Annotated in this window: 11 protein-coding genes; 2 read left to right on the forward strand and 9 right to left on the reverse strand. The window is 70.3% G+C overall.

The window, feature by feature from the left end; translation table 11 throughout:
* Positions 1-61: 61 nt before the first annotated feature.
* The 3 genes from EFL95_RS13000 to EFL95_RS13010 form a co-directional block, all read right to left on the reverse strand.
* Positions 62-1420 (reverse strand): ammonium transporter, encoded by a 1359-nt coding sequence (locus EFL95_RS13000; protein WP_123234361.1) that lies wholly within the window; start codon positions 1418-1420, stop codon positions 62-64.
* A gap of 92 nt (positions 1421-1512) precedes the next feature.
* Positions 1513-1851, reverse strand: coding sequence for a P-II family nitrogen regulator (locus tag EFL95_RS13005; RefSeq protein ID WP_123234362.1), 339 nt, complete (start codon positions 1849-1851; stop codon positions 1513-1515).
* On the reverse strand, positions 1848-3257 hold the full coding sequence (locus EFL95_RS13010) for an ammonium transporter (protein ID WP_246004934.1): 1410 nt from the start codon (positions 3255-3257) through the stop codon (positions 1848-1850). The genes EFL95_RS13005 and EFL95_RS13010 overlap by 4 nt, the downstream gene beginning before the upstream one ends.
* Positions 3258-3540: 283 nt before the next feature.
* Between EFL95_RS13010 and EFL95_RS13015 the strand changes: the two genes are divergently transcribed.
* Entirely contained in the window at positions 3541-4158 is a 618-nt protein-coding gene (locus EFL95_RS13015) for a TetR/AcrR family transcriptional regulator (RefSeq protein WP_183407147.1), read from the forward strand.
* A 6-nt stretch (positions 4159-4164) separates the two neighbouring features.
* Here the strand turns inward: EFL95_RS13015 and ftsY are convergent, their stop codons facing one another.
* The 5 genes from ftsY to EFL95_RS13035 all read right to left on the reverse strand — a co-directional run bounded on the left by ftsY (position 4165) and on the right by EFL95_RS13035 (position 10533).
* Positions 4165-5277 carry a signal recognition particle-docking protein FtsY gene (ftsY, locus tag EFL95_RS13020; protein ID WP_123234365.1) on the reverse strand — a complete coding sequence of 371 codons (1113 nt, stop codon included), beginning with the start codon at positions 5275-5277 and terminating at the stop codon, positions 4165-4167.
* A gap of 32 nt (positions 5278-5309) precedes the next feature.
* Positions 5310-5486, reverse strand: a complete 177-nt coding sequence (locus EFL95_RS19555; RefSeq protein WP_183407148.1) for a hypothetical protein — start codon at positions 5484-5486, stop codon at positions 5310-5312.
* A 115-nt stretch (positions 5487-5601) separates the two neighbouring features.
* Positions 5602-6039, reverse strand: a complete 438-nt coding sequence (locus EFL95_RS13025; protein WP_123234366.1) for an acyl-CoA thioesterase — start codon at positions 6037-6039, stop codon at positions 5602-5604.
* Positions 6036-9581: a chromosome segregation protein SMC gene (smc, locus tag EFL95_RS13030; RefSeq protein ID WP_123234367.1), complete on the reverse strand. Its 3546-nt coding sequence runs from the start codon at positions 9579-9581 to the stop codon at positions 6036-6038. Before smc ends, EFL95_RS13025 begins: the two co-directional genes overlap by 4 nt.
* Before the next feature lie 214 nt (positions 9582-9795).
* Positions 9796-10533 carry a TetR/AcrR family transcriptional regulator gene (locus EFL95_RS13035; protein ID WP_123234368.1) on the reverse strand — a complete coding sequence of 246 codons (738 nt, stop codon included), beginning with the start codon at positions 10531-10533 and terminating at the stop codon, positions 9796-9798.
* 104 nt (positions 10534-10637) lie between these two features.
* Between EFL95_RS13035 and EFL95_RS13040 the strand changes: the two genes are divergently transcribed.
* Positions 10638-12083 carry an MFS transporter gene (locus tag EFL95_RS13040; RefSeq protein ID WP_246004935.1) on the forward strand — a complete coding sequence of 482 codons (1446 nt, stop codon included), beginning with the start codon at positions 10638-10640 and terminating at the stop codon, positions 12081-12083.
* A 119-nt stretch (positions 12084-12202) separates the two neighbouring features.
* Here the strand turns inward: EFL95_RS13040 and EFL95_RS13045 are convergent, their stop codons facing one another.
* Positions 12203-12394 (reverse strand): hypothetical protein, encoded by a 192-nt coding sequence (locus EFL95_RS13045; protein ID WP_123234370.1) that lies wholly within the window; start codon positions 12392-12394, stop codon positions 12203-12205.
* Positions 12395-12414: the final 20 nt, after the last annotated feature.

Below are 12414 nucleotides of genomic sequence, written 5' to 3' on the forward strand. Positions count from 1 at the left end.
CTCCCACTTGTGCGGCTTGATCACCGCGGTCACCAGCTTCATGCGCCACTCCTCATCGTCGTCACTCGTCTCTGTCCTTGTGGCCGAGGAACCCGCTGCGGGTTCCCGCCATGGCGTGCAGGTCGTACGCCGTCTCGGCGTGGACGACCAGGTCGATGCCGCTGACCTCGTGCTCCTCGTTGACCCGGAAGCCCATCACCTTGTCGACCACCAGGACAATGATCCCCGATGCCACGAACGCGTAGACCAGGACGATGCCACCAGAGAGCGCCTGCTTGCCGAGCTGGTCGACGCCGCCACCGTAGAAGAGGCCGTCCACCCCGGTCGGCGCCGCAGCGGTGCCGATCAGGCCGATGCCCAGGACGCCCACGATGCCGCCGACCATGTGCACGCCGACGACGTCGAGCGAGTCGTCGTACCCGAACTTGTACTTCAGCCCGACGGCCCAGGCACAGACCAAGCCGGCGGCCAGGCCCATCAGCAGCCCGCCCAGCGGCGACAGCGAGCCGCAGCTCGGCGTGATCGCCACGAGTCCGGCCACCATGCCGGAGGCCGCACCGAGCGAGGTCGCGTGCCCGTCGCGGACCCGCTCGACGAGCAGCCAGCCCAGGGTTCCCGAGGCACCGGCGCACAGCGTGGTCACGAAGACCACCGCTGCCGCGTGGTTGGCCGCCAGCGCGGAGCCCGCGTTGAAGCCGAACCAGCCGAACCAGAGCAGGCCGGCGCCGAGCATCACCAGGGTCAGGTTGTGCGGTCGCATCGGGTCGCGGCCGAATCCGACCCGGACCCCGACGACCAGGGCCACGGCCAGCGCCGAGGCACCCGAGCAGATCTCCACGGCGGTGCCGCCGGCGAAGTCGATGACGTGCACCTTGTTCGCCAGGAACCCGCCGGTGTGCCCGTCGCGGCTGAAGTCGAAGACCCAGTGCGCGACCGGCGCGTAGACGACCACGGTCCAGATCGAGACGAACATCATCCACGCACCGAAGCGCGCCCGGTCGGCGATCGCACCGGAGACCAGGGCCCCGGTGATGACGCAGAAGAGGCCCTGGAAGACGGCGAACAGGATCACCGGGACGGTGAGCCAGTTGTCCTTGCCGCTGACCAGGTCCTGCAGTCCGAAGTGCTGGAACGGGTCGCCCAGCAGGCCGCCGCCGATGTCGTCCCCGAAGGCCAGCGAGTAGCCGACCAGGACCCAGATGACCGTGATCGCCGCCAGGGCGCCGAAGGTCATCATGATCATGTTCAGCACGCTCTTGGAGCGGACCATGCCGCCGTAGAACAGCGCCAGCCCCGGTGCCATCAGGAGCACCAGACCCGAGGCGGCGAGGAGCCAGGCGGTGTCGCCGCTGTTGATCTTCTGGATGGTGGTCTCGAGCTCGAGCACGGGCAGGCTCGGCAGGAGGAGTGGTGAGCTCATGGCGGCACCTTGGCACGGACGCGCCGATCCGGCGAGAGCGTCTCAGAAGTCGTGACGCTCTCGCCGGATCGGTCATCTCGTCGTGCTCGGAGTCAGATCGCCGCCTCGTCGCGGTCTCCGGTACGGACCCGGATCACGCTGTCGATCGAGGAGACCCAGACCTTGCCGTCGCCGATCCGACCGGTCTGCGCGGCCTTCACGACGATGCCGACCACATCCTCGACGTCACCGTCGTCGACGACGATCTCGATGCGGATCTTCGGCACCAGGGCGATGTCGTACTCCGCACCGCGGTAGACCTCGGTGTGACCCTTCTGCCGGCCGTAGCCGCTGACCTCGCTGACCGTCATGCCGGTCACGCCGAAGGTCTCCAGGGCCTCACGGACCTCTTCCCACTTGTGCGGCTTGATGACCGCGGTCACGAGCTTCATGCGTGTGCCCCTTCCTTGGCGACCGGGCTGGACAGGATGCTGCCGGAGCTGACCCCGCCCGAGGCGGAGGCCAGGTCGTAGGCCGACTCGCCGTGCTCGGCGAAGTCGATGCCGTCGACCTCTTCCTCCTCGCTGACTCGCCACCCGATCGTGTACTTGATCGCGAGGCCGATGATCGCCGTCAGGACACCGGTCCAGACGATGGAGAACCCGGCCGCGCCGGCCTGGTCACCGAGGGAGCCCCAGCCGCCGCCGTAGAACAGGCCGTCGATGCCACCCGGCGCCGAGCTGGTCGACAGGAAGCCGATCAGGACCGTGCCGACGACGCCGCCGACGAGGTGGACGCCGACCACGTCCAGGGAGTCGTCCAGGTTCATCTTGTACTTCAGGCCGACCGCCCAGGCGCACAGGCCACCGGCGACCGCACCGATCGCGATCGCGCCGGTGATGCTGACCGCACCGCAGGACGGGGTGATCGCGACCAGGCCGGCCACGATGCCCGACGCTGCACCGAGCGAGGTCGCCTTGCCGTGCAGGACCCGCTCGACGATCAGCCAGGCGAGCATCGCCGCCATGGTGGCCACGGTGGTGTTCATGAACGTGACACCGGTCTCCGACATGAACTGCGCGATGTCCTTCTCGCCGCCGTCGTTGGCGACGAAGACCAGCGAGCCCACGTTGAAGCCGTACCAGCCGAACCACAGCAGACCGGCGCCGATCATCGTCAGCGTCAGGTTGTGCGGCTTCATCGGCTCCTTCTTGAAACCGATGCGCTTGCCGATGATCAGCGCGAGCACACCGCCGGCGATACCGGCGTTGATGTGCACCACGGTGCCACCGGCGTAGTCCTGTGCGTGCAGGTGCTGGGCGATCCAGCCGCCGCCCCACACCATGTGCGCGAGCGGGAAGTAGCAGAGGGTGACCCAGATCGGCAGGAAGACGACCCAGGACGAGAGCTTGACCCGGTCGGCGATGGCGCCGGAGATCAGCGCGGCGGTGATGACCGCGAAGGTCATCTGGAAGGCCACCGCGATGAAGGAGGTCGAGGGGACGCCGTCCAGGCCGAACAGCGTGAACGGGTTGGCGAAGAGCTTGCCGTCGCCGCTGAAGCCGTCACCGAACGACTCCGACCAGCCCCACAGGACGTACACGATGCCGACGACGCCCATGGCGACGTACGACATCATCATCATGTTGAGCACCGACTTCGACCGGCTCATGCCGCCGTAGAAAAGGGCCAGCGCCGGCGTGGTCATCATCAGCACGAGTGCCGTGGCCACGATCATCCAGGCGTAATAGCCGTCCATGGAACCTCCAGTGGTGAGACTGCTAAGGGCATCGACGTCCCACCGGGCCCCCACGACGGTGTCGGGGTGAGTGGTCGCCTTGTCGGGGAACAGACTCATCGGCCGAGGTTTCGCGGAGCCGTTCAGGAGCGTTTCGGTTGCGTGACACCTGGGCCGGTCGTGTTACGAACGGGTTAACTCCGCCGATCCGGCAAACTCGGAATCCGTGGACCCGATGAGGTCCAGACCACCGGGATGCACGCTGAAACCCCCGGTTTCGCGCCGGTTCCGCGGCAATTCACGCGTACGGGTGCGAATTTCCGAGTGAACGCTCGGGAAATCCTTGGACGCGAACTTCAGCGTTTCGCTCGCGTCCCGCGCGGCGCGGCTCTAGTTTGTGCACGTGTCTCAGACAACGGGGGTTTCTGAGCCGATGGAGCCAGCGCTCCCTCGGCGGAAGGGTCGTCCGCGCGATGCCGGTGCCGACGAGCGCATCCTGGCTGCCGCGGCGGACCTGATCCTGCAGCGCGGCTACGACAACATGACCGTCGACGAGGTCGCCGCGACCGCGAAGGCGGGCAAGGCCACCGTCTACCGGCGCTGGGCCGGCAAGGAGGACCTGGCGTTCGCCGCTCTCGAGCAGCTCTACAGCCAGGAGTTCCCGGTCCCGGACACCGGCAACATCACCGACGACCTCCGGGCGTCCTACAAGCAGGTGCTCGAGTTCGCCAACTCCGAGGCCGGCCTGGCCTACCTGCGGATGAGCATCACCGAGTCGTTGCGCGACGAGCGCATCGCCACCTTGTACATCGGTGCCCACCAGCGCCAGGAGCGGGCAGCACGCGCCGTCTTCGAGCGGGCCATCGAGCGCGGCGAGCTGCGCGCGGACTTCCGCACCGACCTGGCCGTCAGCCAGCTCGGCGGGATCGTGGTGCTCCGCGCGGTGGTCGGCGGGATGCCGACCGAGGCCGACGTCGAGGACATGATCGACCTGATCCTCAAGGGCATCGAGAAGCGCTGACCCCGGTCAGTCACCGAGGAGCGCGTCGACGAACCCCTCGGGGTCGAACGGAGCCAGGTCGTCGGGGCCCTCGCCCAGACCGACGAGCTTCACCGGTACGCCGAGCTCGCGCTGCACCGCCACCACGATGCCCCCCTTGGCGGAGCCGTCCAGCTTGGTGAGCACGATCCCGGTGACGTCGACGACCTCGCTGAAGACGCGCGCCTGCACCAGGCCGTTCTGACCGGTGGTGGCGTCGAGGACGAGCAGCACCTCGCGCACCGGGAGCTGCTTCTCGATGACGCGCTTGACCTTGCCGAGCTCGTCCATCAGGCCGGCCTTGTTCTGGAGCCGGCCCGCGGTGTCGACCAGGACCACGTCGACGTCCTTCTCCACGCCGGCGCGGACCGCCTCGAAGGCGACGCTGGCCGGGTCGCTGCCCTCGGGACCGGCGACGACGTCGACACCGAAGCGCTGACCCCAGGTGGAGAGCTGCTCGGTGGCCGCGGCACGGAAGGTGTCCGCGGCGCCCATGAGCACGGTGCGGTCCTCGGACACCAGGACGCGGGCGATCTTGCCGACCGAGGTGGTCTTCCCGGCCCCGTTCACGCCGACGACCAGCACGACCGCCGGACCGTCCCCGTCGAGGTTGAGCGAGCGGTCCATGCTCGGGTCGACCAGGTTCAGCAGCTCCTCGCGCAGGACGGCGCGGGCCTCCCCCGCCCCGGTGCCCTCGACCCGCAACCGGGTGCGCAGGGTGCCGACGAGCTCGGTCGTCGGACCGACCCCGACGTCCGCGGTCAGCAGGGTGTCCTCGAGCGCCTCCCAGGTGTCCTCGTCGAGACGGTCGCGCGAGAGCAGGGCCAGCAGGCCCCGACCGAGCGCGCCCTGCGAACCGGCGAGCCGCGCCCGCAGGCGGACCAGTCGGCCGGCCGTGCTCTCGGGTCGCTCGAGCGTGCTGACCGGGGCATCGGGCAGATCCCGGGCTGGTGCGTCCTCGACGGCCGCGGGCGGGGCCTGCGGAGCGGGTGCGGCGACCGGGGACTTCGCGGGGCGTCGCCGTACGACGAGCCCGACGAGCAGGCCGACCGCGACCAGCGCGACGACAGCGGCAATGACGAGGTACTCAGCGGTGCCCATGGCTCAATCCAACCAGAGGCGCCGGGCCTGCCTCAGCGACGGGTGTGCTCGTCCTCGAGGACCGGCATCGCCTCGACGCCACGCTTGAGCGCCTCGCCGAGCCACGGCGCGTGCGGGACCTCCTGGCCCCGGTGCGGGTAGGCGACGTAGACGAAGACGGCCCCGGCTGCCACGAGGATCAGCAGCATCGCGAAGAACATCAGGAACATGGGGAGGGCCTTTCCGAGAAATGCAGTGCAGGGACCATCCTCGTACCCCGGGCCAAGTCCGGTCACTCGTCCGTTCGGCGGATGTGACCGAACCGACGCTTGATAGACGCCTGGATCAGGCCAGAGGTTGCACCGCGGCGCGGATCACGTCCGGGATCGGCGTGCTCGGGCGGTTGCCGGCGACGGTGTTGTCGACGTACACGTGCACGAAACGGCCCTCCGCGGCAGCCTCGTCCCCCGGTCCCTGGAAGATGCCGATCCGGTAGATGACCGAGCTGGTGCCGATCCGCTCGACGGTCAGGCCGAGCTCGATGGGCTCGGGGTAGCCGACCTCGCGGAAGTAGCGGCAGGAGACTTCGGCGACCACTCCGACGGCCGGCAGCTCGCGGATGTTCACCCCGGTGGCCTCGGCCAGGTGCGCGTTGACCGCGGTGTCGATCAGCTCGAAGTACCGGGCGTTGTTCATGTGCCCGTAGACGTCGTCGTCGGCCCAGCGGGTCGTCGCCGTCCGCCAGACCTGGTAGTCGGAACGCGTGGGGCGCTCCTGGGTCACGCGGACTCCGCCTCGCGCAACCGCTGGCTGATGACCGCGGAGACGCCGTCGCCGCGCATCGAGACGCCGTAGAGCGCGTCGCCGACCTCCATCGTCCGCTTCTGGTGGGTGATCACCATGAGCTGCGAGTGCGCCCGCAGCTCCTCGTAGATCTCCAGCAGGCGGCCGAGGTTGGTGTCGTCGAGCGCCGCCTCGACCTCGTCGAGGATGTAGAACGGCGAGGGCCGGGCCTTGAACAGCGCGAACAGGAAGCAGACCGCGACCAGGGAGCGCTCGCCGCCGGAGAGCAGCGAGAGCCGCTTGACCTTCTTGCCGGCCGGACGGGCCTCGACCTCGATGCCCGTGGTCAGCATGTTGTCGGGATCGGTGAGCACGAGCTTGCCCTCACCGCCGGGGAACAGCCGGGTGAAGGTCTGGTCGAACGCCTTGACGACGTCCTCGTAGGCCTCGGTGAAGACCTGCTCGACGCGCTCGTCGACCTCCTTGACGATGTCCAGCAGGTCGCGCCGGGTGCGACGCAGGTCCTCGAGCTGCTCGGAGAGGAACTTGTGCCGCTCCTCCAGCGCCGAGAACTCCTCGAGCGCCAGCGGGTTGATCCGGCCGAGCTGCGCGAGCGCGCGCTCCGCGGCCCGCAGCCGCTTGGTCTGGGTGTCACGATCGAAGGCGGCCGGTTCCGGGGCCTCCTCGCCGTCCGGTACCTCGCCGGTGAACGGCACGAGCTGGTCGGGGCCGTACTCGGCGATGAGCGAGTCGGCGTCGAGGCCGAGCTCCTCCAGCGCGCGCTCCTCGAGCTGCTCGATCCGCATCCGCTGCTCGGTGCGGGCCATCTCGTCGCGGTGCACCGAGTTCACCAGCTCGTCCAGCGTCGTCGACAGCGCCCGGAGCTGCTCGCGGGCACCGATCAGGTCCTGCTCGCGGGCCACCCGTCCCTGCTCGACGCGGGTGCGCTGGACGGCGGCCAGCTGCACCGACTCCTCGAGCCGGGCCAGCACCACCGCGACGCCCTTGGTCACCGCCTCGGCGACGGCACCTTCGCGGATCAGCCGCTCGCGGCGGGCGATCGCCTTCGCCTTCGCCTCCCGCTCCGCGTTGGCCTGGCCGATCAAGGTGTCGGCACGACCGTGCAGCGCGCGGGCGCGCTCCTCGGCCGTGCGCAGGCCCAACCGGGACTCCATCTCGTGAGCCCGGGCGGCCCGCGCGGCCTCGGCGAGCTGCTCGCGCGCCGTGGTGTCCGGCTCCTCCTCGGGTGACTCCTCGGCGGAGGTCAGCCGGGCCTCGAGCTCGGCCAGACCCTCGAGGTCCTTGGTGTGCGACTCCTGGGCGGTGAGGATCGCCTGGTCCAGGCGCGCGGCCTCGGCCTTGGCAGACCGGGCCTGCGAGCCGAACTGGCCGAGCTCCTCGGCGACCGCGGCCAGCGCCGCGTCGGACTCGTGCAGCTTGGCCAGCGCCACGTCGACCCGGCGGGTGGCGTCCTCGCGCTCGCTCTCCAGCGCGCTCAGGGCGAAGGTGAGCCGGTCCAGCTCGTGACCGGCGCGGGTGAAGGCCTCCTCGGCCTCGTCGTACGCCGCCTGCACCTCGATCAGGCTCGGCTGGCTGTTCGAGCCGCCGGCCGCGAAGTGGGCGCCGAGCAGGTCGCCCTCGAGCGTCACCGCGGTCACGTCGGAGGACTCGGCGACCAGGCTCCGGGCACCGGCGAGGTCGTCGACCACGGCCACCTTGAAGAGCAGCCGGGAGAGCGCCGCGCGCAGCTCGGTCGGGCACTCGACGACGTCCATCGCGTAGACGGCACCGGCCGGCAGTCCGGGCCAGCTCGCGTCGTCGGCAGCAGCTCCCCCGAGCAGCAGGCCAGCCCGACCGAGGTCGTCGGTCTTGAGGTGGGAGATCGCCGAGATCGCGGCGTCGACGTCGCTGACCGCAACCGCGTCGGCCGCGCTTCCGAGGGCCGCAGCGACCGCGGTCTCGTAGCCGGCCCGGACGTTGAGCAGCGCGGCCACGGAACCCAGCAGGCCGGAGACCGACCCGGTCGCCGCGAGCAGTGCCCCGGCGCCGTCCTTGCGGTTCAGGCCCAGCTCGAGGGCCTCGCGGCGCGCGGCGAGGGCGCTGCGCTCGCGCTCGGCGGACTGGGCCTCCTCGCGCATCTTGGCCAGCCGCTCCTCGATGTCGGCGAGCAGACCGCTGGCGCCCTCGTGCTCGGCGTCCAGACCCTCCTCGCCCGCATCGAGCCCGGCGATGCGGGACTCCAGCGCGGTGAAGCTGGAGCTGGCCTTCTCGGCCCGGGCGATCGCCTCGGACCGGGCTTCGGCCAGACGGGCGACCTCGTCCTCGGCGGCGGCGGCGCGGCTGCGCAGTCCGTTGACCTGGCCGTGCAGGCGGGCCAGTCCTTCGCGGCGGTCGGCGGCGGCGCGCTGGAGCCCGGCGATCCGGCGCTCCTCCTCGCCGAAGGCCTGCTCGGCTGCCTGACGGGCGGTGACCGCGGACTCGAGCGCTCCGCGGTTCTGCTCGACCTCGGCCAGGATGCCGGCCTCCTCGGCGCGCACCCGCTCGGCCTCGGCCTCGAGCTCCACCGGGTCGCGGCCGGCCGGGATCTCGGGCTCGACGGCAGCGTTGCGGACCCGCTCGGCGGCCAGGCTGGCGGTGCCGCGGAGGCGGTCACGCAGCCCGGAGAGGCCGAACCAGGTCTCCTGGGCGCGGGCCAGGGCGGGCAGGTCCTCGCGCAGCGCTGCCTCCAGGGCCGCCTCGGTCTCCCGGATCGCGGCGATCTCCGCCTCGACCTCGGCCCGCTTGGCGACCAGCACGCTCTCGTCGGCGAGCTCTTGCTCCAGCGAGACACGAGCGGCGGCCAGGTCGTCGGCCATCAGGCGGGCCCGGGCGTCGCGGACGTCGGCCTGCACCACCGCGGCACGGCGGGCGACCTCGGCCTGACGACCCAGGGGCTTGAGCTGGCGGCGGATCTCGGTGAGCAGGTCGGAGAGGCGGGTCAGGTTGCCCTCGGTGGAGTCCAGCTTGCGGAGCGCCTTCTCCTTGCGCTTGCGGTGCTTGAGGACGCCCGCGGCCTCCTCGATGAACCCGCGGCGCTCCTCCGGGGTCGCCCGCAGGATCGAGTCGAGCTGGCCCTGGCCGACGATGACGTGCATCTCGCGGCCGATGCCGGAGTCGGAGAGCAGCTCCTGGACGTCGAGCAGACGGCACGGGGTGCCGTTGATCGCGTACTCCGAGCCGCCGTTGCGGAACATCGTCCGGCTGATCGTGACCTCGGCGTACTCGATCGGCAGCGCGCCGTCGGTGTTGTCGATGGTCAGCATCACCTCGGCGCGGCCCAGCGGCGGCCGGCCGGCGGTACCGGCGAAGATGACGTCCTCCATCTTGCCGCCGCGCAGCGACTTGGCGCCCTGCTCACCCATCACCCACGCGAGCGCGTCGACGACGTTGGACTTGCCCGAGCCGTTCGGCCCGACGATGCAGGTGATGCCGGGCTCCAGCTGAAGCGTGGTGGCGGAGGCGAAGGACTTGAACCCCTTCAGGGTCAGGCTCTTCAAGTACACGTCAGGCTCCTGGCATCCGGCAGTTCGAGGGCACGCGAACAGGCATCCTAAAGCGCATACCTGCCGGGGGAAGCGGCAACGTCGAGCCTACGTGCCCCCACCCCCGGTCGGGTGAGGAGGGGTGCGTGTCGCGGACCAGAGTTCAGGCCGGAGTTCAGGCCGGAGTTCAGGCCGGAGTTCAGACCTGAGTTCAGACCAGGGCTCCGGCCCGAGGTCAGCGGGCCGCGGACAGGGCCTTGAGCCCGGAGATCAGCACGTCGACCCCGAACTCGAACCGCTCGTCACCCGTTCCGGTGGTCATCGCCTCCGCCATCCCGCTCAGCAGCGGGAACTCAGCGACCGGCAGCTCGGAGAAGACCTCGCGGACCTCGACCACGGTCTCCTCCTCGGAGGGCGCCTCGCCGATGTCGGCCATCCGCTCGCGCCAGATGTCCTCCTCGGCCGCGACGCTGCCGACGAACAGCGAGGAGACGTCCACGAACCAGGCGATGTACTGGTCCGGCACCTCCCCCGCCTTGAGCAGCCCGATCAGCCTCTCGACGACGGCGAGCATGCCGCGCTCGACCGGGATCATCCCCATCGTGCAGCGAGCCACCCCCGGGTGCGCCCGCAGGATGCCGAGCAGCGAGATCAGGCACTCGCGCAGCTGGGCGTCCCAGCGCTCCGGGTCGGGGTCCGGGATCTCCCACAGCGCGCACACCCGGCCAACGACCAGCTGGTCGAGCTCAGCCCGGTTGGCGACGTGGGCGTAGAGCGAGGCCGGCCCGGTGCCGAGCTCGCGCGCGATCGAGCGCATCGTGACCGCGTCGTACCCGTGGGTGCGCATCTGGTCGATGGCCACCGCCACGATCCGGTCCACCGACAGGCGCTCGGCGGAACGACGGCGGGTGCCGCTGCGCACGGTCGCACCGACCCGGTCACCGGAGGCGTAGACCCTGCGCTGCTCAGCCACGGCGCGACCCTAACAGGCGCGGCGAACAACGTTCTTGCATAACGAACAGTGTTCGTGTTAGAACAGCGTTCGTCAATACGAACACTGTTCGCCCAGGAGCCATGATGTCCGGAACCACCGTCCCCGTGACCGCCACCGCCGTCCTCGATCCCGAGACCGGTTACCGCTACCGCTGGATGGTCCTCACCGTCGTGCTGATCGCCGACGTGATGGACCTCCTCGACGCCACCATCGCCAACCTCGCCGGCCCGTCGATCCGCGCCGACATCGGCGGCAGCGAGACCACCCTGCAGTGGGTGCTCGCGGCGTACACGCTGACCTTCGCGGTCGGCCTGATCACCTCCGCCCGCGCCGGCGACCTCTGGGGCCGCCGCCGGCTCTTCGTGATCGGCATGGTCGGCTTCACCGTCGCCTCGCTGCTGTGCGGGCTCGCGCCGTCGGCCGGTCTGCTCATCGCCGCTCGCGCTGCCCAGGGCCTGTTCGGCGCGGTGATGATCCCCCAGGGCCTGGCCATGGTGAAGGCCAGCTTCACCGAGGCCGACCTGCAGAAGGCGTTCATCCCGTTCGGCCCGGTGATGGGTCTCGCCGCGGTGATGGGACCGATCCTGGCCGGCTTCCTGCTGCACGCCGACCTGTTCGGCAGCGGCTGGCGCTCGATCTTCTGGATCAACGTCCCGGTCGGTGCGGTCTCCTCCTACCTCGCCCTGCGCTTCCTCCCCCGCCACCTGGAGACCGATCCAGGAGCACGCCTCGACCTGCGCGGGAGCGCCCTGCTCACGGCCGCCTCGATCACCTTGATCTACCCGCTGGTCCAGGGCCACGACCAGGGGTGGCCGGGCTGGATGTTCGGGCTCCTGGGTCTCTCCGCAGTCCTCTGGCTGACCTTCGTGGTCTCCGAGCGCCGGGCCTCGCACCCGGTGATCGAGCGCTCGCTGTTCGGCAACCGCGCCTTCGTCGGCGGGCTGGTCTTCCTCGGCACGTTCTTCACCGCGATGTCCGGCTTCATGCTGACCATCAACCTGTTCCTCCAGTACGGGTTGCACTTCACGCCGATGCACACCGGTCTGGCGCTCGCCCCCTGGGCGCTCGGGATGGCGGTCGGCGCCGCCGCCTCCGGTGCCGCGCTCGGGCCGAAGTTCGGCCGGCACGTGCTGCACGGCGGGCTGGTGCTGGTCGCCGCCGGGCTCGGCCTGGTGTGGCTGACCGTCGGCAGCAACGCGATGCACACCACCGGCTGGGACCTGGCGCTCGGGTTCTTCGTCACCGGAGTCGGCAGCGGTGCGATCTTCGCCCCGCTCTTCGACATCATCCTGGCCGACCTCGGCGACCACGAGGTCGGGACCGGCAGCGGCGTGCTCAACGCCGTCCAGCAGTTCTGCGGCGCGCTCGGTGTCGCGGTCCTCGGCTCGGTGTTCTTCCAGCTGCTGCCGGGGCACGGGTTCGCGGACTCGATCCGCGAGCTGATCGTCATCAGTGTCGGGTGCTACGCCGTCAGCTTCGCGGCCGCGTTCCTGCTCCCGATGAAGGCGCGTGAGGACGCCCTGCACTAGAGCTCCGCGAGGACCTGCCCGAACGGGTCAGAGCCCGGCGTCCCTGCGGGACGTCGGGCTCTGGTGTGTCGTGTGCGACGGGGCGTGTGAGGGACGTCCCGGTGACCCGGACTGCCGGGTCAGGCGTTGGCGAGAACCTCTTCCGCGGACTCGCTCACCATGGAAGCGAGCGCGTCGTTCTCCTTCTGGAGGCGGACGGCGACAGCTTCGAGGTCGGCGATCCGCTGGCGAAGGAGCTGGTTCTCACGAGCGAGGCGGGCGGTGACGCGAGGGTCGGTGCCACCCATGTAGCCGAGGAGAGCCTTGGCCATGAATGTTTCCTCCGGGGAAC

It is taken from the genome of Nocardioides marmorisolisilvae (assembly GCF_003725775.1).
GTDB classification, from domain to species: domain Bacteria; phylum Actinomycetota; class Actinomycetes; order Propionibacteriales; family Nocardioidaceae; genus Marmoricola; species Marmoricola marmorisolisilvae.